A 21,494-nucleotide genomic window follows, 5' to 3' on the forward strand; every position below is an offset into this window, starting at 1 on the left:
TCAATTGTGGCTAATATACCACGGCATCGCAATGTCTAAACCGGCGCTTAAAGTATGGCTTGGCACGTATCCGAGCAACTGCCCTGCTTTACTGACATCGGCTTGTGAATGACGGACATCGCCAGCGCGAAACTCGCGATATACCGGCGAAGACGGGTATAACACGCCATTTTTGCTGAGCGTTTGCTGAATGGAGCGGAACAGGTCATTAAGCGTGGTGCGATCGCCGACGGCCACATTAAACACTTCACTTTGCCCCAGTTGCGTGGTCGCGGCCAGAATATTGGCCTGCACCGCATTGGCGACAAAACAAAAATCACGGCTGGTTTCGCCATCACCATTAATGGCAACGTCGTCACCTGCAATCATTGCCGCTGTCCATTTTGGGATCACCGCCGCATAAGCACCATTTGGGTCCTGGCGTGGGCCAAACACGTTAAAATAGCGCAGGCCGGTGCTGTGAAAGCCATAACAACGCGAAAATACATCGGCATACAGTTCGTTGACGTACTTAGTCACGGCATAGGGCGACAATGGCTTGCCAATGTTGGCTTCGACTTTTGGTAAGGCCGGATGGTCGCCATAAGTTGAGCTGGACGCTGCGTAGACAAAACCTTTGACACAAGCTTCTTTGGCCGCTTGTAACACGTTCAGAAAACCACTGATATTGGTGGCGTTCGTGGTAATAGGGTCGTTAATAGAACGGGGAACCGAACCTAAAGCTGCTTGATGCAGCACATAATCAACCCCCTGCACTGCTTGCTGACAGGCCGATAAGTCACGGATATCACCTTCAATCAAGCGAAAACGTTGCCATTGTTCAGCGCTGACTAAACTCTGCACTTCCGCCAGATTGTGCCGATGGCCGGTAGCAAAATTGTCGAGGCCAACCACGGTCTGGTCCAGCTTCAACAAAGTTTCTAATAAATTCGAGCCAATAAAACCAGCACAGCCTGTCACCAGCCAGGTTTTTGGCGACGCTTGTAACAGCTGCTGTTGTTGTTGATATTTCATACAATCCTTCCAGAAAAACCTAAAACACCGGCCAGGCCGGTGCAGTTCAGAAATAGTCGGTGATTAACGTTTAAAATATTGCTTAATGGCGTCGGTGATCCGAAGACAAGCCTCGCCATCGCCATATGGGTTATGGGCGAAACTCATGCTTTGATAATATTGGCTGTCGGTCATCAATTTACTGACTTCACTGACAATCACCGCTTCATCGGTACCCACCAGTTTCACGGTACCGGCAGCAACAGCTTCCGGCCGCTCGGTGGTGTCACGCATCACCAGCACCGGTTTGCCCAGCGAAGGCGCTTCTTCCTGAATACCACCGGAATCGGTAAGTACCAGATAACTACGACTCATCAGATAGACAAACGGCAGATAATCTTGCGGCTCAATTAAATGCACATTCGGCGAGTTACTTAATAAACGGAATACCGGTTCACGCACATTCGGGTTCAAATGCACCGGATACACCACGTCAGCATCCGGAAAACGTTCAGCAATAGTTTTAAGCGCGGCACAGATGTTTTCAAACCCTGAACCAAAGCTTTCGCGGCGATGGCCAGTCACCAGAATTAACCGGCGGCCGTCTGCGCCATAAGGAAATTTGCTGGCAAAATCAGCAGAAAGTGCTTTGTCGGCATCAATTTTCGCGACCACCTGGTGCAGCGCATCGATGACCGTATTGCCAGTGACAAACACTTTGGCCGGGTCGACATTTTCCGACAACAGATTTTGTTCTGAAGTTGAAGTTGGTGCGAAATGCAGGGTGGTGATGGCGCCGGTCAAACGACGGTTGGCTTCTTCCGGCCATGGACTGTAGATATTGCCGGTACGCAGACCCGCTTCGACATGCCCAACGGCGGTTTTTTCATAATAACAAGCCAATGCCGCAGCAAAAGTAGTGCTGGTATCACCATGCACCAACACGATGTCGGGTTGGAAGTCACGGAGGACTGGCTTGATATTTAATAGGATACTGGTGGAAACATCATATAAATCCTGGCCAGCTTTCATAATGGCCAAATCATATTCGGGGACGATATGAAATAATTTCAGCACCTGATCTAACATTTCACGATGCTGGCCTGTCACACAGACCCTGCTCTCAATCGCTGGATCTTGTTTTAACAAATTGACCAAAGGGGCCATTTTAATTGCTTCAGGACGGGTTCCGAACACACTCAGCACTTTTAACATAAGCAGATTCCATAGCTTAGCTTGCAACAGCTTGCAGCTTATCAAACCTCAGTTAAAAGTAACAGCGTTGCGGATGAACTCAGGGGGATTCTGGTTTGCGCACAAAATATGGATAAAACGGGAGCAGCACAACAATCTTTATGACCAGTCTTTGTAACCAGCGAAGTTGGATTTGCCACAAATGATTGCGTTAACTGGTTTGCTGACGATGCAGATTGATCAAAAGTTCGGCTTCGGCGCGCGGTAATTCACATTCGCGCATCACTTCTTCGAGACCTGCGCCTAATTGCACCATCTTCACCGCGCGGCTGTAAAGCCTGGAATCAGGGTCAAATAACTGGATTTTTTGCTGATGTTCGGTCAGTTGCTCCAGCTCACTGGCCAGCGCCTGCTGATTAAACTCGATAGTCTGTAGGGCTTGTTCTAATTGCAGAATACGCTGACCAACGCCAATGACGCCGCTGCGCAGTTCTTCTAATTCGGCGCTTTGATTGGGTTGCTGTGCACTGACGCCGGCAATACGTTCTGCCAGCTGCCTGATTTGTTGCTGCTGCAATCGATGCTGCCAGACAACAAAAATAACCAGCAGTATTGCTACTGCCGGGATCACAACCATAGTTAACCATTCAAACGTCAGAGGCACGGGATACGACCGGTTAAATATTGGTAATTTCGTCCCACTCTTCGTCACTGAGCAGTTTGTTCAAATCAACCAGGATCAGCAATTCGCCATCGCGGTTTGAGACGCCCTGAATAAACTTGGCGCTTTCGTCGGTGCCGACATTTGGCGCCGTATCAATTTCTGAACCACGTAAATAAACCACTTCCGCCACGCTATCGACCAGAATACCAATCACTTGCTTATCAGCTTCGATAATGACGATCCGGCTGTTCTCAGTGACATCAGTTGGCGGTAAACCAAAACGGGCACGGGTATCGATAACGGTGACGACATTACCACGCAGATTGATAATACCCATCACATACATCGGCGCACCCGGCACCGGAGCGATATCGGTATAACGCAATACTTCCTGCACCTGCATCACGTTGATGCCGTACGTTTCTTCCTGCAGTTTAAAAGTGACCCATTGTAAAACCAGATCATTTTGTTCTTTGGTCTTTACTGATTGCGCCAATAAATTACTCATGTATCGCTCCTTTACCTCAAAACCTCAAACCTTGGTCCGTGCTCAGTCAGAACTGCCAGCGCCCTGCGCTAACAACGCAATCATCGCATCTACATCTAACAAAGCACACATATGCTGTTTTATCAATCCGGCTAACCAGGGTCTTTTCCCTTCAATGGCGCGCCACTTCACATCATCTTGTTCTAACGCTACGGTGTTGACCAACGATTCGCAGGCCAGGCCCCATGAACTCTTACCCAACATAATAACATATTGATAGTTTAGTGTTTCTGCCAGATTTTGGTCATATTTTTCTGGCATGACCCACATTGCTGTATTCACAACATTAATCTTTTGTTCCCGATACAGCATCACACCTTTGTACCAGGCTGGCTTACCGGGCAAAGTATTTAAAGTGGTGATTTTATGAATACCACCCAGCTCTTTCAGCGGCAACGCTACTTTTAATCCGGCCACCGAGAAAAACAGTGCCTGAAAGCGGCCGGAGCGATATTCTTTGACTGCCGCCGCCGCAGGGGCTTTTGGCGGTGGCGTGGTGATCACGGGGGTCGTCAGCGCTGGCGCCGCTACTTTCGCCGCCGGTTGCGACACTGGTTGTGACACTGGTTGTGACACCACAGGAATAGCTTTTGCCACAATAGTTTCAGGAATGACTTTGGCACGAACCGGCTCGGTTTTAACCGGCGCCGGTGCTGCAACTTTCATCACGACTGCTGGTTTTTCCGGCTGAACTGTAGCCAGCAACTGATTTAATTGCTGCTTTTTAACCTCCGCCGCCACACTGACTTCGGGTTCCTGTTCTTCCGTCAGCAATGCGTTTAAATAATTGCGCATCACTTTTTGACTGGCGACCAGTTCACTCATTGCCTGACTCCGGGTTCAACTGCAATAAATAAGTGAGCAACGTATTGTATGCAAACACCCCACGCGATTTCGGGGCGAATACCGGTGGCGGCGTCTGCGCCAGACTGGCATCACGCATTTTGGTATCGATTGGGATCACCGCCGACCAGACTAAATCCTGATATTTACTTTTCAGCTCTTTATAGGCTTCCAGCGATGCTTTGGTTCTTTTGTCGTACATGGTCGGCACTATTGTGAACTGATAACCAGGCTGAGTATTACTCTGCATTAATTGCATGGTTGCCAGCATCCGATCCAAACCTTTGAGCGCCAGAAATTCGGTTTGTACCGGGATTAGGATCCGGTCACAGGCCGCCATGGCATTCACCATCAGCACCCCAATCACTGGCGGACAATCGATTAATACATAATCATATTCGTCACTAATTTTTGCCAGCGCCTTCTTCAGAATCAGCCCCATGCCGCCTTTGTCACCCAGGGAGCGATCCAGCGTAGCCAACGCCATGGAAGACGGCAGAATATCCAGATCGGTCATGCCACTTGGACATAACGACTGCATGATCTCTTCTTTGCTAATACTTTTACCACGGATGAAAATGTCGTAAACACTGTTCTCCAGCTCTTCAGCATCAATGCCAAAATAGTAGGTTAATGACGCATGGGGATCGGTATCAATCAGCAATACCCGATGACCGCGCCCTGCCAGCAGAGCACCCAGTGTTACAGTTGTGGTCGTTTTACCGACACCACCTTTTTGATTTGCAATAGTCCAAACGACCAATTAATTATTCCCGTTATTTTTCTTTGTCGCATCAACTTCAGCATCAACCGCTGAAGTAATCTTAATCCCACCATGCGGTAGCCGGATGACTTTGATGACGCCGTCATCGGTCTGCGCAGGAGCCTGCAGAACTTCTGCCGCCTGCTGCACACTGGTTACTTCTGATACAGAATTTGCTGCATTCAGCGGTTTTGCTGCAAATTTGGAAATGGCGATCACCACTTTGCGGTTTTCGGCACGGCCTTGCGCGGTGGAATTGTCAGCAAAAGGTGCAAATTCGCCGTAACCTTCGGCCGCTAATCGTTCCGGCCTGACGCCCAGCCGTTGTAAATCCCGCAAAATTGCCGTGGCTCTTGCCATCGACAACTCCCAATTGGAGGCATAAATTTCATTGTTCATCGGCTGATTATCGGTGTAACCGCGAACCCGCACCACATTAGTGGTCTGGTTAAGAATAGTCACAATTTCCGCCAGCAACACCGAAGCGGACGAAGTTTGTACACCACTGCCACTTGGAAACAACAAACCACTGTTTAATTGAATCGTTAGCCAGTCTTCATCATTTTCAACTTTCGCCACGCCTTCTTCAATCAAATTTGCCAGCGACTGCGTCAACTGTTCCTGCAGCGAAACCAAAGGGTTGCCGTATTCGGGTTGTTTCAGTACCGGCTGCTCAGTGGCATCGGCCATAATTTCCGGGCCGGACGGCGTCTCCAAAGAAGATCCAAACTTTTGGTAGTCACTACGGGGTTGATTGTCGGTTAACACGTCGTCGCCTTTGACCCCAGTGTCAGGCTTCACTGGTTTTTCAAAAACTTGCGATAAGGTACTGGAAATCGTTTTGAATTTTTCTTCTTTGGCAATCGCCAGCGAATACAACACCACGAACAGCGCAAACATCAGCGTCACATAATCAGCATAAGAAACCAGCCACCGATCCAATGGATCTTTGTCCTGATGCTCCTGAAAACGATCTCTGCTGCGATACATCAGATCACCCGACCCGGTAAGCCGCAAGTTTACGTTCAATCACCCGCGGGTTTTCGCCATTAGCAATAGAGACCACACCTTCGACAATCAATTCCTGGTACAAGGTGCGTTGGATCACAATACTTTTCAGCTTATTGGAAATGGGGATAAACACCAGGTTGGCAAAACCGACACCATACACTGTGGCCACAAATGCGGTGGCGATGCCATGACCCAACAGTTCTGGTTTGTCGATATTCTGCATCGCTTGAATAAGACCCAGCACAGCACCGATAATGCCAATGGTTGGGCTATAGCCGCCCATCGCTTCGTAAATTTTGGCAGAACGTAATAACCGCTCACGTTCGAGGGTCAGTTCCGCGTCCAGCGCATCCTGCAAAATTGCCGGTTCAACACCATCCACCAACAAATTCAAGGCATTATGCAAAAAGGGATCAGTTTCCTGTAAGGCTTCGGCTTCCAGTGATAAAAAACCATTGGTACGTGCTGCAGTCCCCCAGTTGATCAAACGCTCAACAGTAGCGTTCAGAGGTACATATTGTGCTTTAAACACCCAGCCCAACATTTTGATGCCAACGGTAAATTGCGGTAAAGGCGTCTGAAAGATTACAGCGCCTAAAGTGCCACCTAACACTATCACTAAGGCGGGTAAATCAAACAAGGTCGATAACAAGCCACCATGCAAGGTGTAACCACTGGCAACTGAAACCAACCCCAGAATTAACCCGGCAAATGCAAGCTTATCCATGCCCAACTTCCGCGACCAATCTGCTGGCAACGTCGGCCAGATTCACTTCAGCATCAGCCAATCCGGCACTGGTAACAGCTTGCGGCATGCCGTACACCACACAACTTGCTTCATCCTGTGACCAGATTTTCGAACCAAACTGTTTCAGTAACCGACAACCATCCCGACCGTCCGATCCCATACCTGTCAGCACAATAGCTAACACTTTATCGCTAAACACTTTCGCCGCAGTTCCAAAGGTAATATCAACGCTCGGCTTAAAGGTGATCCTTGGCGAGTCGTCATCTTTGATCCGTAATTTTGCTTGTGAATCAGAGCCTTCCACCAACATTTGTTTGCCACCAGGTGCCAGATAAGCCACTCCGGGGCGCAGAATATCGCCGTCAGCAGCTTCTTTCACTTCAATTTTTGCCAGTGAATTCAAACGACTGGCAAAAGCCCCCGTGAAAGCCGCTGGCATATGCTGTACCAGCACTATCGGTAACGGGAAATTTGCTGGTAAAGCGGTAATAATAGTTTGCAAGGCGACCGGACCGCCGGTCGATGTACCGATAGCGACCAGCTTATATTGTTTACCGGATGGTCTGAAGTTTGCTGAGCTGACAGCTTCAACCGGTTCGGTTCGCTCCGTGCTGCGCAATAACTCAGCACGCGCCAGCGGTGTACGGGCCAATGCTGATGGCGCAGGCCGCACCGGTGGTGGTGTTGCCGTTGTTGCGGGCCGAACAAACAACCGACGCCGCGCCACCGCCTTGACCCGTTGCCGCAGAACTTCAATCGCTTCGCCTTTGTCGCGGGCAATATCTTCAAATTTTTTCGGCAAAAAGTCGACGGCGCCAGCATCCAACGCATCCAACGTTGCTTTGGCTCCAGCATGAGTTAACGATGAAAACATCAGGATCGGTACGCGTTGAGTTTTCAAAATCTCCCGCACCGCCTGAATGCCATCCATCACCGGCATTTCCACATCCATGGTGATGACATCCGGCTTGAGTTCGGCGGCCTTTTCGACCGCCTCCTTACCGTTGTTCGCGGTGCCAATCACCAGTAATTCCGGATCGGCAGCCAGGATTTCCGTCAGTCTGCGACGGAAAAAACTCGAATCATCTACCACTAACACCCTGATCGACATAGATGACTCGCTTATGAAGTTAAGTTGTTAAACCGATCAAACTTAATTTTCGACTTTTTCGCATAGTGTTTCAGTAAGTTTGGCACATCGAGGATCAGCGCAATACCACCATCGGACGTAATTGTCGCACCAGCCATCCCAGGAGTTCCCTGCAACAGGGCATCCAGCGGTTTAATCACCACTTCTTCCTGACCGACTAAGGCTTCAACCACAAAACCAACCTGCTGGGTGCCAATCTGTACGATGACCACATGGCCCTGTTCACGGCGAAGTTTCCGATCAGAACCCCGTACCAGCCAATGCTCGAGATAAAACAACGGAATGGCTTTATTACGTACCACAATGGTCAATTGACCATCCACAGTATTGGTTTTCGACAAATCGAGGTGGAAAATTTCGCTGACGGTTGCCAGTGGTAACGCAAAAGGTTGTTTTCCGACAATCACCATCAAGGTCGGCAAAATCGCAAGTGTGAGAGGAACTTTGATTTCAAGCAAAGTGCCCTGACCGAGTTTTGAGTGGATATGTACGGTACCATTGAGTTGGTTGATTTTGGTTTTCACCACATCCATCCCAACACCACGACCTGAAATATCCGAAATCTGTTCTTTGGTCGAGAAGCCTGGCGCGAAAATTAAGTTAAATGCTTCGGTGTCAGACATCCGGGCAGCAGCGTCTGGATCTAAGACACCACGCTTAATCGCAATGGCTTTTAATTTTTCCGGATCCATACCGGCGCCATCATCCTGAATCGTCAACAGAATGTGGTCACCCGCCTGTTGTGCGGCCAGCTTCACCAAACCAGTTCTGGATTTGCCATTGGCCGCGCGCACATCCGGCATTTCAATACCGTGGTCAACCGAGTTGCGGACTAAGTGGACCAGCGGATCGGCCAGTGCTTCAACCAGGTTTTTATCCAGGTCAGTGTCTTCGCCTTCCAGCACCAGATTGATATCTTTGTGTAATGAGCGCGCTAAATCGCGAACAACCCGCGGGAATCGGCCAAATACTTTTTTGATCGGCTGCATCCGGGTTTTCATTACGGCACCCTGCAAGTCTGCAGTCACCACATCCAGATTCGAAATGGCTTTACTCATTTCTTCGTTTTGCGCCACGCTGGATAAGCTGACCAACCGGTTACGCACCAGCACCAACTCACCCACCATGTTCATAATTTGATCAAGACGTTTGGTATCAACCCGCACTGTGGTATCGGCTTGTGCAGCGTTACCACCACCTTTACCATCATCGCCATCACGATCTTTTGCTGCACTGGCGGCGACCGCAGGTGCTGGCGCTGGCGCCGAAGCTGCAGGTTTTGGCGTTTCAACCGGTTTGGCAACTTCAACTTTCGGTGCCGGTTTGGCAACTGGAGCGGCAGGTTTAGCCGCTGCTTTTTCAGCTTCAGCCGGACCTACCGGTGCTTTACCTTTGCCATGTAATTCGTCAAGCAGTGATTCAAACTCATCATCGCTGATGTCATCAGGCGCTTTGGCTGCAGGTTTTGCAGCTGCTGGTGCGGGCGTAGTTTTTGCCGGAGCCGCCACAGCAGCAGTTTCACCAGGCACAAACGAACCTTTGCCATGCAGTTGGTCAAGGATCGCTTCAAATTCGTCGTCGGTGATATCTTCAGTGGCACTTGGCGTAAAACTGACCGGTGCAGGTGCTGGCGCAGCTGCGACCGGCGTTCGGCCTGGGGCACCTGAGCCATGTAATTCATCAAGCAGTCTTTCAAAATCATCTTCATCGATGTCATCAATTGCACCGGAAGTTGTTACAGATATTTCGCTTTCAACTTCTAGTTCCACTGCCGCATCAAAAGTTTCCAGGCTCATTGCTGGTTCAACAGCATGGTGCTGTTCATCGGCAGATGCTGGCTCACTTAAACGGTGTAATGCATGTAAGACTTCTGGGGATGCGGGTTCTAGCGGCTGGCGATTTTGCACATTAGCAAACATGCCATTAATAGCGTCAAGCGCTTGCAGTATGACATCCATTAACTCAGATGTGACACGCCTTTTGCCAGTGCGTAAAATATCAAAAACGTTTTCGGCACCATGGCAAGCGTCAACTAATTCAGTTAACGACAGAAAACCGGCGCCGCCTTTTACCGTATGAAAACCACGAAATATTGCATTTAATAAGCTGGCATCGTCGGGGTTATTTTCTAGTTCGACCAACTGCTCCTGCAACAGCTCAAGGATCTCGCCGGCTTCGACTAGGAAATCCTGTAAAATGTCCTCATCTAAATCAAAGCCCATGCTAGCCTACCTCTCTTAGAAACCTAAACTCGATAATAAATCGTCTACATCGTCCTGACCTGATACCACATCATCGCGCAACTCAGCATCAATGATTGGGCCTTCGGCTTCATGTCCGGCTTTGGGCTTTTTAACCACCACAGGACGGTCTTGCTGCGGCAAATTAGTATGACCAAAAGCCGTTAACAGACCAATCAGACTGTCTTCAACTTCACGTACCAGTTCAATCACCCGCCGCAAAATTTGTCCGGTTAAGTCCTGATAGTCCTGCGCCATCAGCACTTCGGTCAAAGAACCCTGCAACGCGTTGGCATCCGTGGAGGCCTGATTCAGAAAATCATTAAGACTATGGCATAACTCTTTGAATTCACCAAGTTTTAGGTCACGTTTCATTAAGCGCTGCCAATCAGGCAAAATAAGCCCGATCCTGGAGTTCAGTTTGTCGGCGATAGGTAAACATGATTCGACGGCATCCATGGTTTTATTGGCAGCTTGCTCAGTCATATCAATGACATGAGTCAACCTGCGTTTTGCGTCTGGTATGTCTTCGGATAACAAATTGTCAATAGAAGGGTCAACTTGAAAACTTTTTAGTGAGTCGTGAAGTTGCCGGGTTAATTTTCCAACTTCAGCGAACAATTCTGAGGAGCCTGGCACCGCTAGCCCCTGCACTAATTCGTTTGCGGCTTCCTGCTGCTCCATCTCTAACAACTGCACAAGCTCACGAGCCTGTTCTAAGGTAATCATAGGTGCCGTAATTGCAGACATGGCGCCACTCCTGTGTCAGTTACGGTTAACCCAGACGTTCAAATACTTTTGATAACTTCTCTTGTAAAGTGGCTGCAGTAAAAGGCTTCACGATATATCCGTTCACACCGGCCTGAGCAGCTGCAATAATCTGCTCTTTTTTGGCTTCTGCGGTGACCATCAACACTGGGATGTGTTTCAGTCTGGCATCAGCGCGAATGGCACGAAGTAAATCAATACCTTGCATTCCAGGCATGTTCCAATCGGTGACGACAAAATCGAAATCACCATTTTGCAACATCGGTAATGCTGTGCTGCCATCATCCGCTTCCTGGACATTGGTAAATCCAAGATCGCGTAACAGGTTTTTGATGATGCGTCTCATAGTAGAAAAGTCGTCTACCACAAGAATTTTCATATTCTTATCCAAAATCCCCTCCGACGAGATACCTCAATGGTTATTCTCAAGTATTACAACCAGTCCTGCATCCGGGCTCTAAGCCGCACCAATGCCTGACTATGGATTTGACTGACCCGAGATTCGCTGACGCTTAACACCTCGCCAATCTCTTTCAAGTTCAGTTCGTCATTATAATAGAGTGACAATACTATTGCTTCCCGCTCGGGTAAGCTACTGATATTTTTTATTAAAGCTTGTTGAAAAGCATCACTTGCCTGCTCTTCGTATAAATGGTCATCTTGCTTGTCGTTGGCTGTCACCAGCACATCATCAGAAATACCTAAATCTTCAATCCCAATAATGCGGCCACTGCTGACATCACTGAGCATATGATGATATTCATCTAAAGTTATATCAAGTTTTTCAGCAACTTCAACATCTTTTACGTCTCGGCCGAATTCTGCTTCCAATTCGGCGATTGTTTCAGCAATTAATCTGGCATTGCGATGAACAGAGCGGGGTGTCCAATCGCCACGGCGCATTTCATCCAGCATTGACCCACGGATCCGAATGCCGGCAAAAGTTTCGAAACTCGCGCCTTTGGTATTATCAAAATTCTTGGCCGCTTCAATCAAACCAATCATGCCAGACTGAATTAAATCATCGACCTGCACACTGGCGGGCAATCGGGCTAACAAATGATAGGCGATTCGCTTGACCAGCGGTGCATGTTTTTCTACCAACAACTGCATCTGATTTGCAGCACCATAGGCTGCCAGCCGACTATTCAAGCCAACCCCCTGGCTTCAGTTTGTGCGTGCACGAGTTGCTCCAAAAAGAATTCCAGGTGTCCTGAGGCGCTGGGGGGCACCGGCCATTGCACCGCGCGGGTTGCCAGCGTTTTGACGGCCAGCGAAGCAGGCGTTTTTGGGAACGCGTCGACAAAGGCTTTTTGTTTACGAGCCGCTTTACGCACATTTTCATCAAATGGAATGGTCGCAACAAGTTCCAGCGTAACATCTAAAAACCGGTCGGTAACACGACTTAGTTTGGCAAACAATTCCTGACCTTCACGTAAACTGCGTACCATATTCGCTACAATTTTGAATTTCTGTACCGCGTGTTCACGGCTGAGAATTTTCATCAGCGCATAAGCGTCAGTGATAGACGAAGGTTCGTCACAGACCACCACTAACACATCTTGCGAAGCACGCGAAAAGCTGAGCACCATGTCGGAAATACCAGCGGCGGTATCGACCAGTAACACGTCAAAGGCTGTTTTGAGTTCGCTAAAAGCCCGGATCAGGCCAGCGTGCTCGGCCGGGCTGAGTTCAGTCATCGACTGGGTACCCGAAGTTGCCGGAACAATCTTAATGCCAAAAGGACCGGTGACCAGAATATCGTCCAGTTCAGCTTCGCCGGACAACACATGGGAAAGATTCCGCTCCACCCGCAGGCCGAGCATGACGTCACAGTTAGCAAGGCCAAGATCGGCGTCAAGCACCAACACTTTTTTGCCCATTTGTGCCATCGCCATGGCCAGATTCAAAGTGACGTTGGTTTTACCCACGCCGCCTTTGCCACCTGTCACTGCAATTACTTTTACCATCTGCTGCTTCATTCTTCTCAGGCCACTGGCTTGATCGTAAGTTAATTCATGATTATGCATAGGTCTCTTCCGTTCGAGTAAGCCCATCCTGATACCACTGATGACCCGAACTATTGTGTGCCATGCGCAGTTGTTCTGCCTGAGCCACCATCGTTGCTGCTTCGGCAATATCGATGTCCTCAGGTACACGTTGACCGTTCGTCAAATAACTGACCGGTAAAGCATTTTGAATTGCTACATTAATGATTTCACCGAGACTTAAGCATTCATCAAGTTTGGTGAAAATACAACCCGCCAGAGAAATTCGTTTAAAGTGGTCAACTGTCTCTTGCATGACACGCGCTTGCGATGTCGCAGACAATACCAGATAACTTTTTATTTTGACACGCGAATTATGCACTAACGATGCGAGATTTTCAGCTAATCGGACGTCCCTTTGGCTCATACCGGCGGTGTCGATCAAAATTAATTTACGTTGCTGAAGTTGGGTTAACAATAGCGCAAGTTCTTCATGATCGCGCGCTTGTTTTACCGGGCAACCGATAATCCGGCCAAAAGTGGCTAATTGTTCAAAAGCACCAATCCGAAAGGTATCGGTGGTGATCAACGCGACCTGCTCAGCACCATGGCGTTTGGCAAATTGCGCAGCGAGTTTGGCCACCGTCGTCGTCTTGCCAACACCCGTAGGACCCACCAACGCAATCACGCCACCACGACGCATAATATCATCATTGGTGGTGGTTAACTGGCCAGCTAATAAATCCAGCGCACAGCTCCAGGCATCGCTGTCGCTGATATCTTCTGGCATAAAACAAGCGAGCTGATCCGCCATTGCTTCGGTCAGACCCAGTTGCCGTAGTTGTTCGATAACCAAGGCACGAACCGGTTCCCGTCTTGCCAGGTCTTGCCACATCAGGCCAGAGACCTGGTGCTGCAGTAAATGTTTCATCGACAGCATTTCCTGACGCATCGCGTCAAATTGTTGCTGCATCAGACTGGCTTGTTGTTTTTGAAAGCTCGAAAGCTCTTGTAAATTGATACCCGCGGCGGCGGAATTCTGACGCTCTGGGGATGAGCTGTTTAATTTCTGACCAAAGGGGCGAATGGCGTCTTCAGCCGCAGCCGGCTTAGCCGTCAAAGGTTTGACGACGGCCTGTGGTGTCTCTGGTGCCGCTTTTTGCTGTTTAATCATTTGCCGGGCTAACAAGGCCCGCAACGAATCGGCCGGTGGATTGCTGTCTTCGTCATCGTCTCCCACCCGGATATCTAACTTTGACGCACGCACATTGCTGACAGGAGCAATATCTGGTTCAGCCGCCTGAACCTTGGCTGGCGGGGCTTCCGGGTCAACCGCCGCGACGATTTCGACGCCGCCGGCCACCTTTTTATTCGACAGAATAATGGCATCAGGGCCAAGAAATTCTTTGACTTCGGTCAGCGCTGTGCGCATATCTTTTGCGACAAAACGTTTAATTTTCATGCTTTAACTCCTAACTCGCCTGCCCTACCACACTGACGATCCGAACCTGTTTGTCGTCCGGAATTTCCTGATAGGACAAAACCCGCAGTCCTGGAATGGTGTACTTCACGAATCGTGCCATCACAGCGCGCAAAATGCCGGAAGTCAGTAATACCGCTGGATCACCGGCCAGTTCCTGTTGCTGGCTGGCAGCGCGCAGTGAATCCTGAATACGCTCAGCGAGGCCCGGTTCGATGCCGGATCCGTCGTTGCCGGCAGCCTGCATCGATTGATGCAACATTTGTTCAAGCTCAGGCGCAAAGGTCATCACGGCGATTTCAGTCGCAGCTCCCGCCACTTCCTGCACAATCAGCCGGCGTAACGAAATACGGCAAGCGGCGGTTAATACATCAATATCCTGACTGCGCGCGCCGTAATCCACCAACGTCTGGACGATGGTGCGCATATCGCGGATCGGCACGCCTTCATGCAATAAATTTTGCAGCACTTTCACCACGGCCGTCAGCGGCAAAGTATCCGGCACCAAAGCTTCCACTAGCTTCGGCGACGCTTTGGCCAACATATCCAATAAGTTCTGCACTTCCTCGTGGCCGAGTAAACTGGCCGCGTTGTTACTCAGTATTTGACTCAGGTGAGTGGCGACGACAGTCGCCGCATCCACCACGGTATAACCCAGCGTCTGCGCGTGTTCGCGCTGATTTTTGGCGATCCAGACCGCTTCGAGCCCGAACGCCGGATCTTTAGTCGCAATGCCTTTGACAGTGCCAAATACCTGGCCTGGATTAATCGCCAGTTCGTTGTCATGACGCAGTTCAGAACTGCCACTGGAGACCCCCATCAACGTCACCCGATAGGTGTTAGGTTCCAGATCCAGATTGTCGCGGATATGCACTGCCGGGATTAAAAATCCCAGCTCTTGCGATAATTTTTTACGCACACCTTTGATCCGCGTTAACAATTCGCCGCCCTGCGATTTATCCACTAACGGGATCAAGCGGTAACCCACTTCCAACCCGATAATGTCCACCGGTTGCACGTCGTCCCAGCCAATTTCTTTTTGCGGTTGTAAATCGTTGCTCGGCACCAGTTCAGTTTTACGATTGACCAGTTCAGATTTTGGCGACGTTTGTTGTTTGTGGATGTAATACGCCGCACCACCAACGACGGCAGCTAAGGATAAAAACGCCACATGAGGCATGCCTGGTACTATACCCATAATACCAAGTAAGCTGGCAGCCATGGTCAGCACCTTAATGTTGCCAAGCTGACCGGTCATTTGCTCGCCCATATCAGCGCTTTTGTTCTGACGGGTCACAATAATTGCAGTGCCGATGGACAGTAATAAACCAGGAATTTGCGCCGCCAAACCGTCACCGATCGTCAACAAGGTATAAATTTCCAGCGAACTGCTGAATGTTAAATCATGTTGGATCATCCCGATAAACAGGCCGCCAATCAGGTTAATAGCCACGATAATCAGACCTGCTATCGCATCGCCTTTTACAAACTTGGTGGCACCGTCCATGGAACCATAGAAGTCCGCTTCTGCTGTGACTTCTTCCCGGCGTTTTCGTGCCTGATCCTGATCAATGAAACCCGAATTTAAATCGGCGTCGATGGCCATCTGTTTACCAGGCATCGCGTCGAGGGTAAAACGCGCTGTTACTTCAGCAATCCGACCTGCACCTTTGGTGACAACAACAAAGTTGATAATGGTTAAGATCGCAAACACAATAATACCAACGGCGTAATTGCCACCGATCACCACATGACCAAACGACTCGATCACGGCACCGGCAGCACCAGGACCATTGTGACCTTCCAGTAACACAACCCGGGTACTGGCGACGTTCAGCGCCAAGCGTAAAATTGTTGCGACCAATAGCACGGAAGGAAAAATAGCAAACTCAAGTGGCTTGTTTACATAGATGGTCACCAGCAACACCACCAGTGCCAAAGCAATATTGAACGAGAACAGGACATCCAGCATCAGCGGTGGCATTGGTAATACCACCATCGCCAGTGCTGCCATGATTAACAGCGGCGTACCAAAACCTTTCAGATGGACAAGGTGTTTTCGATCAAACTGGTTAAAAACCTGGTTTAGCTGCATAACGGACCTGATAAAAAATTGACGTTCGAAGCCTGTTACGCAAAAACTGTTCCATAAAATCGACAATCGTATCAAGCAAATGCAGGATGTTCAGAAAACCAGCGTGTGGCAACATTTGACGCTGGATTAATGACGGAAACCTTCAGGAATTGGCAGCTCTTTTGCCAGAGTTTTGGGTCTGGATGCTTTGCCTTTACGGTAGGCTTTGAGCTGATAGACATAAGCCAGCACCTGTGCCACCGCTGCAAACAGCTGTTCCGGGATTGGGTGATCAAGCTCGGTGGTGAAATAAATGGAACGGGCTAAGGCCGGTGATTCAACAATCGGTACTTTATTGGCATCGGCAATCTGGCGGATATACAGCGCCATTTGATCAACACCTTTGGCCACCACCACCGGCGCCCGGAATTTGCCGTGTTCATACTTTAAAGCCACAGCGTAATGTGTCGGGTTGGTGACCACCACATCAGCCGTTGGCACCGCTTCCATCATCCGCCGCCTGGACATCTGAATTTGCATGCGGCGAATACGGCCTTTCACTTCCGGATTACCTTCGGAGTTTTTGTATTCGTCTTCCACTTCCTGTTTGGTCATCATCATTTGTTTATGGTGATTCCAGGTCTGATAAGGCGCATCAACGGCGGCAATAATCAACATGCTGGAACACAAGCCAAAAAACATCCAACTCAGTAAATACACGGCGGCAGCAATATCCTCCGGCGAGCTCATTAACGATAGCGCCATGATGTCGTCAAAAAACACCACCAGCAGCACATAAGCAACACCGGCCACGATGACGACTTTTAACACACTTTTAAACAGCTCAACCAACGCCTGCAACCCAACCATCCGTTTGAGGCCAGCCAAAGGGTTTAATTTGCTTGGTCGAAAACTGGCACCATACCAGGTAAAGTTGTAACCCCCGAGCAGGATATTACCCAGTACCCCGGCAACGGCAATCACCAGAAATAGTTTAAATAACGGGATCGACACCTCCGTCAGTGCCGCCCCCATGGCAGTAAACATGGCGTTTTCATCAAAAATATCTTTGTAATTCAGCGATAACAACCGCTTGCAAACCGTCAGCGTGGTATTGGCGACTTCTTTGCCGAAAATTAAAATGCCAACGCTACTACCAAGTAACACCAAAGCCGTCGCCAATTCTTTCGAGCGGGCAATATTGCCTTTTTCGGCAGCCTCATCGAGCTTTTTACTCGTGGGGTCTTCGGTTTTTTCCATGTCACTGTCAGCAGCCATCCGGCATTCCTCCCGTTAGCAGCCGATCAGCTGACAGGTATACTCGATACCGTGTTGCCAAAGCAGATTAAAGTGATAAGCAAAAGTGTCCATAGTCAGCCACATAATCAATAAGCCTGCGATCATCGTCACCGGAAAACCAATCGAAAAAATATTCAGCTGCGGCGCGGCGCGGGTCATCACGCCAAAAGCCAGATTGACTAACAGCATCGCGGTTACCGGTGCCAGCACTATCGCCAGCGACGCTGAAAAAATCCATAACCCAAATTCGGCGATGGTCCAGTAGTGCGACACATCCCACCAGCCACCGTCAATCGGCAGCGAGGTGAAACTGAACACCACCATTTGGAACATAATTAAATGGCCATCAGCAACCCAAAACAGCAAGGTCGCGAGAATTAAATAGAACTGACCAATCGACGGCACGCTGACGCCACTGGAAGGATCGACCATCGACGCAAAAGCTAAACCAGTTTGAGTGGCCAGAATTTGACCGGCCTGAATAAAGGTATTAATAAACATCAGCGAAATAAAGCCCATCGCCATGCCGATAATCAACTGTTGCATTACCTGAATAACGGTATTAAAAGACATCAGATTGACGTCTTTGACCGGCGGGATCACCGGCATAATGATCAAAGTAAACATCACCGCCAGGCCCATTTTAATCCGGATCGGTACGGTTTTAGCGCCAATGCCGGCCATCAACCCAAACATGGCAGCGATGCGGGTTAGCGGCAACAAAAAGTCCGCGATGCCCTGCATCAGCACTTGCAGTGGAAATTCCACCTTAGCTCACCACGGTCGGGATGCTCAGATACAAACCGATGGTAAAGTCCATCAGCGTTGTCGTCATCCAGTGGCCACCGTACATCAGCGCCAGCAAGGTGACGATCAGACGTGGCAGGAAGCTTAAGGTTTGTTCGTTGATAGAGGTCGCAGCCTGGAAAATTGACACCACCAAACCGACCGCCAGCGACGGCAGAATAATGATACTGACCATCAGGATCACCATATACAGCGCGTTGTTCAGTACATCGACAAAAACTTCTGGTGTCATGTTCCTACTCCGTAACTGGTCGCTAGTGTGCCCATCACCAACAGCCAGCCGTCAACTAACACAAACATCATCAGCTTAAACGGCAAGGCGACAATCATCGGTGACAACATCATCATCCCCATCGCCATCAACACGCTGGCGACCACCAGATCGATAATCAAAAACGGGATAAAAATCATAAACCCTATCTGGAAAGCTGTTTTCAGCTCGCTGGTGACAAAAGCCGGGATCACGATGGTGATAGGTAAATCTTTGTGGTTTGCCACAGGCGGATGACCGGCGATTTCGGCAAAGGTATCTAAATCTTTGATCCGGGTTTGCTGCAGCATAAAAGCCTTGATCGGAACAATCGCTGCATCCAGTGCCTGAATCGAAGTGATATCTTCTTTCAAATACGGCTGAATGGCGCTGTCGTTAACCTGCTTAAACACCGGCGCCATGATAAAAAACGTCATGAAAATGGTGATGCCAATCAACACCTGATTCGACGGGCTTTGCATCAGGCCAATGGCCTGACGCAAAATGGCCAGCACGATAATGATGCGGGTGAAACAAGTCATCATGATAATCATCGCTGGCAGGAAGCTCAGCGCGGTCATCATCGCCAGCACTTGCAGCGTGACGCTGTACTCCTGACTACCGTCAGGGTTGGTGGTAATTTGCAGGGCAGACATAGCGCCGTTATCGGCAAATACTGCCGGGCTTAGCAGCACCAGCAGTAACAAAAACAATCGGAGCATGACATCAGTCTATTTTTTCAGGAACGATTGTAGCTGTGTATGAAAATCTGATGCCAACTTTTCTTCGGTGAGGGGCGTTTCGAGGTCGAACAGGAAATTTACGGTATGGGCGGTGACACCAATCACCCGTTGTTTTCCTTGCATTTCAATAACTAACAGTCGTTCTCTGGTACCAACATTCAGTGTAGCAACCACCCGAAAATGTTTTGAACCTGGTAGTCTGAGCTGCATTTTTTTATAGAAAAATGCCAGCAATACCACCAGCCCAATCACCAGTGCCAAAGAAATGACGATTTGACCGATCCCTGGTATTGCCGCCGGATTTCTGGCAGTCTCCTTGGCAACCCCAGTCGCCGTGTCCTGCGCCAAAGCACCAACGCTACCAAATACAGTCAACAGTACCGTCGACAACGCGGTCAGAAAAGCCGGAACTCCGGCTGTCAATCGCGGCATTAACGTAACTTCTTAATCCGTTCAATCTGACTAATCACGTCAGTTAAACGAATCCCAAATTTATCGTTCACCACCACCACTTCACCGTGGGCAATCAAGGTACCGTTGACCAGTACATCCAGCGGTTCACCGGCGACCCGCTCTAATTCCACCACCGAACCCTGGTTCAGTTGCAGCAAATTACGGATACTGATTTTCGCCCGGCCCACTTCCATCGAAATGGTGACCGGAATATCGAGAATGGTTTCCAGTTTGCGTTTTTCGTCAGCAGTGATGAGGCCTTTATCTTCCTGCAGCTCTTCCAGTTCAACGGCTTCAGCGCCGTCACCACCTTCGGCTTCCGCCAGGGCTGCTGCCCATTCGTCCATCGTATCTTTATCGTCAGCCATTACCATCTTTCCTCTGCACGTTCAGACAAAATTAAATCGGCTTCCAGTTCACTGATATCAGCATCGCTATCTAAGCGACGGCCGCCTTTGGTAAAGACGTGTAGCTCAGATTTAACCGATTCAGGCCGTTTAATTTTCTCAATAATTTTCAGCGCTACATTGTCGCGGGAGCGCCCCATTTTGGCGCGATAGGTCGGTAAATCTTCGACCAGTACCGTGATATGTTCCGGAATTTCCACCGGAATAATGTCACCCGCCTGCATGTTCATCACTTGTTCTAAAGTCAGTTCAACATCCATCATTTTGGTGGTCAGATTGACTTTGACATCCATAATTTCGTCGCGAAGGGCCTTACTCCAGCGCAAGTCGGTGTCTTCTTTGTCACTTTGCACACCGGCATCCAGCAGTTCGCGGATGGGTTCCAGCATCGAATACGGTAAAGCCACGTGGAAATCACCACCGCCACCATCCAGTTCAATATGGAAGGAGCTGATCACGACCACTTCAGTTGGACTGACAATGTTGGCCATCGCCGGGTTCACTTCGGAATCAAGGTATTCAAACGACACGTCCATCACCGGCGCCCAGGCTTCTTTGTAATCTTCAAAGATGAGCTTCAGCAACATCTGGATAATACGGCGTTCGGTTGGCGTAAATTCGCGGCCTTCAATTTTGGCGTGATAACGACCATCCCCACCAAAGAAGTTATCCACCAGGATAAACACCAACCGCGCTTCCATCGTAATGAGGCCAGTGCCTTTGAGCGGTCTGAACCGCACCATATTTAAGCTGGTCGGCACAAACAGTGTGTGCACATATTCACCGAATTTAATCATCTGCACGCCGTTGATCGATACTTCAGCAGTGCGGCGCATCATGTTAAATAAGCTGATGCGCATATGGCGGGCAAAACGTTCGTTGACCATTTCCAGAGTCGGCATCCGGCCCCGGACGATACGGTCTTGCGAAGAAAAGTCGTATTCAAAAGCCGAGCGTCCGCCCGGTCCGGAACCGTCATCTACCTCTTCTTCTTCAACGTCATCAACACCATGGAGTAGCGCATCAATTTCGTCTTGTGACAGTAAATCAGTCAAGTTGGTTACCCTCGTTC

At 49.4% G+C, this 21,494-nt stretch carries 23 protein-coding genes; all 23 read right to left on the bottom strand.

The window, feature by feature from the left end:
* The 23 genes from EOE67_RS03635 to fliM all read right to left on the bottom strand — a co-directional run bounded on the left by EOE67_RS03635 (position 1) and on the right by fliM (position 21,477).
* Entirely contained in the window at positions 1-1,014 is a 1,014-nt protein-coding gene (locus EOE67_RS03635; protein WP_127697684.1) for an SDR family oxidoreductase, read from the bottom strand.
* Between the two features lie 63 nt (positions 1,015-1,077).
* On the bottom strand, positions 1,078-2,208 hold the full coding sequence (gene wecB, locus EOE67_RS03640) for a non-hydrolyzing UDP-N-acetylglucosamine 2-epimerase (RefSeq protein ID WP_127697685.1): 1,131 nt from the start codon (positions 2,206-2,208) through the stop codon (positions 1,078-1,080).
* Between the two features lie 190 nt (positions 2,209-2,398).
* Entirely contained in the window at positions 2,399-2,851 is a 453-nt protein-coding gene (locus EOE67_RS03645) for a DUF2802 domain-containing protein (RefSeq protein WP_240652704.1), read from the bottom strand.
* Between the two features lie 13 nt (positions 2,852-2,864).
* Entirely contained in the window at positions 2,865-3,359 is a 495-nt protein-coding gene (locus EOE67_RS03650) for a chemotaxis protein CheW (RefSeq protein WP_068063806.1), read from the bottom strand.
* 42 nt (positions 3,360-3,401) lie between these two features.
* Positions 3,402-4,223: a chemotaxis protein CheW gene (locus EOE67_RS03655; RefSeq protein ID WP_127697686.1), complete on the bottom strand. Its 822-nt coding sequence runs from the start codon at positions 4,221-4,223 to the stop codon at positions 3,402-3,404.
* Complete coding sequence (locus EOE67_RS03660; protein WP_068063811.1) at positions 4,216-5,004, bottom strand: ParA family protein; 789 nt, start codon at positions 5,002-5,004, stop codon at positions 4,216-4,218. The genes EOE67_RS03655 and EOE67_RS03660 overlap by 8 nt, the downstream gene beginning before the upstream one ends.
* The gene (locus tag EOE67_RS03665; protein ID WP_127697687.1) at positions 5,005-5,994 is read right to left on the bottom strand and encodes an OmpA family protein; all 990 of its coding nucleotides are present in this window, start codon (positions 5,992-5,994) and stop codon (positions 5,005-5,007) included.
* A 4-nt stretch (positions 5,995-5,998) separates the two neighbouring features.
* Complete coding sequence (locus tag EOE67_RS03670) at positions 5,999-6,742, bottom strand: flagellar motor protein (RefSeq protein WP_127697688.1); 744 nt, start codon at positions 6,740-6,742, stop codon at positions 5,999-6,001.
* Positions 6,735-7,874: a protein-glutamate methylesterase/protein-glutamine glutaminase gene (locus tag EOE67_RS03675; protein ID WP_127697689.1), complete on the bottom strand. Its 1,140-nt coding sequence runs from the start codon at positions 7,872-7,874 to the stop codon at positions 6,735-6,737. Before EOE67_RS03675 ends, EOE67_RS03670 begins: the two co-directional genes overlap by 8 nt.
* Before the next feature lie 11 nt (positions 7,875-7,885).
* On the bottom strand, positions 7,886-10,135 hold the full coding sequence (locus EOE67_RS03680; protein ID WP_127697690.1) for a chemotaxis protein CheA: 2,250 nt from the start codon (positions 10,133-10,135) through the stop codon (positions 7,886-7,888).
* 15 nt (positions 10,136-10,150) lie between these two features.
* Positions 10,151-10,903, bottom strand: a complete 753-nt coding sequence (locus EOE67_RS03685; protein WP_127697691.1) for a protein phosphatase CheZ — start codon at positions 10,901-10,903, stop codon at positions 10,151-10,153.
* A gap of 25 nt (positions 10,904-10,928) precedes the next feature.
* The gene (gene cheY / locus EOE67_RS03690; protein ID WP_206099418.1) at positions 10,929-11,300 is read right to left on the bottom strand and encodes a chemotaxis response regulator CheY; all 372 of its coding nucleotides are present in this window, start codon (positions 11,298-11,300) and stop codon (positions 10,929-10,931) included.
* A 53-nt stretch (positions 11,301-11,353) separates the two neighbouring features.
* Positions 11,354-12,073 (bottom strand): RNA polymerase sigma factor FliA, encoded by a 720-nt coding sequence (locus EOE67_RS03695; RefSeq protein ID WP_127697692.1) that lies wholly within the window; start codon positions 12,071-12,073, stop codon positions 11,354-11,356.
* Complete coding sequence (locus EOE67_RS03700) at positions 12,070-12,951, bottom strand: MinD/ParA family protein (protein ID WP_127697693.1); 882 nt, start codon at positions 12,949-12,951, stop codon at positions 12,070-12,072. The genes EOE67_RS03695 and EOE67_RS03700 overlap by 4 nt, the downstream gene beginning before the upstream one ends.
* Positions 12,944-14,371, bottom strand: coding sequence for a flagellar biosynthesis GTPase FlhF (gene flhF / locus EOE67_RS03705; protein ID WP_127697694.1), 1,428 nt, complete (start codon positions 14,369-14,371; stop codon positions 12,944-12,946). The genes EOE67_RS03700 and flhF overlap by 8 nt, the downstream gene beginning before the upstream one ends.
* 10 nt (positions 14,372-14,381) lie before the next feature.
* Entirely contained in the window at positions 14,382-16,484 is a 2,103-nt protein-coding gene (gene flhA, locus EOE67_RS03710; RefSeq protein ID WP_127697695.1) for a flagellar biosynthesis protein FlhA, read from the bottom strand.
* A gap of 126 nt (positions 16,485-16,610) precedes the next feature.
* Positions 16,611-17,741, bottom strand: a complete 1,131-nt coding sequence (gene flhB, locus EOE67_RS03715; protein ID WP_127697696.1) for a flagellar biosynthesis protein FlhB — start codon at positions 17,739-17,741, stop codon at positions 16,611-16,613.
* Positions 17,742-17,756: 15 nt separating this feature from the next.
* A complete protein-coding gene (fliR, locus tag EOE67_RS03720) occupies positions 17,757-18,530 on the bottom strand; it encodes a flagellar biosynthetic protein FliR (protein ID WP_127697697.1) in 774 nt (257 codons plus the stop codon).
* 1 nt (position 18,531) lies between these two features.
* On the bottom strand, positions 18,532-18,801 hold the full coding sequence (gene fliQ, locus EOE67_RS03725; protein ID WP_068063835.1) for a flagellar biosynthesis protein FliQ: 270 nt from the start codon (positions 18,799-18,801) through the stop codon (positions 18,532-18,534).
* Positions 18,798-19,541 (bottom strand): flagellar type III secretion system pore protein FliP, encoded by a 744-nt coding sequence (gene fliP, locus EOE67_RS03730; RefSeq protein WP_127697698.1) that lies wholly within the window; start codon positions 19,539-19,541, stop codon positions 18,798-18,800. The genes fliQ and fliP overlap by 4 nt, the downstream gene beginning before the upstream one ends.
* Positions 19,542-19,550: 9 nt before the next feature.
* Complete coding sequence (gene fliO, locus EOE67_RS03735) at positions 19,551-19,994, bottom strand: flagellar biosynthetic protein FliO (RefSeq protein ID WP_127697699.1); 444 nt, start codon at positions 19,992-19,994, stop codon at positions 19,551-19,553.
* Complete coding sequence (fliN, locus tag EOE67_RS03740; protein ID WP_127697700.1) at positions 19,994-20,383, bottom strand: flagellar motor switch protein FliN; 390 nt, start codon at positions 20,381-20,383, stop codon at positions 19,994-19,996. Before fliN ends, fliO begins: the two co-directional genes overlap by 1 nt.
* Complete coding sequence (gene fliM, locus EOE67_RS03745) at positions 20,383-21,477, bottom strand: flagellar motor switch protein FliM (protein ID WP_127697701.1); 1,095 nt, start codon at positions 21,475-21,477, stop codon at positions 20,383-20,385. The genes fliN and fliM overlap by 1 nt, the downstream gene beginning before the upstream one ends.
* Positions 21,478-21,494: the final 17 nt, after the last annotated feature.

This window comes from Rheinheimera riviphila, assembly GCF_004005945.1.
In the GTDB taxonomy this organism is placed as follows: Bacteria; Pseudomonadota; Gammaproteobacteria; order Enterobacterales; family Alteromonadaceae; genus Pararheinheimera; species Pararheinheimera riviphila.

Excerpts from the sequence above, each read along its gene's own strand:
- wecB (WP_127697685.1), bottom strand. The coding sequence starts at position 2,208 with ATGTTAAAAGTGCTGAGTGTGTTCGGAACCCGTCCTGAAGCAATTAAA.
- fliP (WP_127697698.1), bottom strand. The coding sequence starts at position 19,541 with ATGCTCCGATTGTTTTTGTTACTGCTGGTGCTGCTAAGCCCGGCAGTA.
- fliO (WP_127697699.1), bottom strand. The coding sequence starts at position 19,994 with ATGCCGCGATTGACAGCCGGAGTTCCGGCTTTTCTGACCGCGTTGTCG.
- cheY (WP_206099418.1), bottom strand. The coding sequence starts at position 11,300 with ATGAAAATTCTTGTGGTAGACGACTTTTCTACTATGAGACGCATCATC.
- EOE67_RS03680 (WP_127697690.1), bottom strand. The coding sequence starts at position 10,135 with ATGGGCTTTGATTTAGATGAGGACATTTTACAGGATTTCCTAGTCGAA.
- EOE67_RS03635 (WP_127697684.1), bottom strand. The coding sequence starts at position 1,014 with ATGAAATATCAACAACAACAGCAGCTGTTACAAGCGTCGCCAAAAACC.
- flhB (WP_127697696.1), bottom strand. The coding sequence starts at position 17,741 with ATGGCTGCTGACAGTGACATGGAAAAAACCGAAGACCCCACGAGTAAA.
- flhA (WP_127697695.1), bottom strand. The coding sequence starts at position 16,484 with ATGCAGCTAAACCAGGTTTTTAACCAGTTTGATCGAAAACACCTTGTC.
- fliQ (WP_068063835.1), bottom strand. The coding sequence starts at position 18,801 with ATGACACCAGAAGTTTTTGTCGATGTACTGAACAACGCGCTGTATATG.
- fliN (WP_127697700.1), bottom strand. The coding sequence starts at position 20,383 with ATGGCTGACGATAAAGATACGATGGACGAATGGGCAGCAGCCCTGGCG.
- EOE67_RS03650 (WP_068063806.1), bottom strand. The coding sequence starts at position 3,359 with ATGAGTAATTTATTGGCGCAATCAGTAAAGACCAAAGAACAAAATGAT.
- EOE67_RS03655 (WP_127697686.1), bottom strand. The coding sequence starts at position 4,223 with ATGAGTGAACTGGTCGCCAGTCAAAAAGTGATGCGCAATTATTTAAAC.
- EOE67_RS03665 (WP_127697687.1), bottom strand. The coding sequence starts at position 5,994 with ATGTATCGCAGCAGAGATCGTTTTCAGGAGCATCAGGACAAAGATCCA.
- EOE67_RS03670 (WP_127697688.1), bottom strand. The coding sequence starts at position 6,742 with ATGGATAAGCTTGCATTTGCCGGGTTAATTCTGGGGTTGGTTTCAGTT.
- EOE67_RS03685 (WP_127697691.1), bottom strand. The coding sequence starts at position 10,903 with ATGTCTGCAATTACGGCACCTATGATTACCTTAGAACAGGCTCGTGAG.
- EOE67_RS03675 (WP_127697689.1), bottom strand. The coding sequence starts at position 7,874 with ATGTCGATCAGGGTGTTAGTGGTAGATGATTCGAGTTTTTTCCGTCGC.
- flhF (WP_127697694.1), bottom strand. The coding sequence starts at position 14,371 with ATGAAAATTAAACGTTTTGTCGCAAAAGATATGCGCACAGCGCTGACC.
- EOE67_RS03700 (WP_127697693.1), bottom strand. The coding sequence starts at position 12,951 with ATGCATAATCATGAATTAACTTACGATCAAGCCAGTGGCCTGAGAAGA.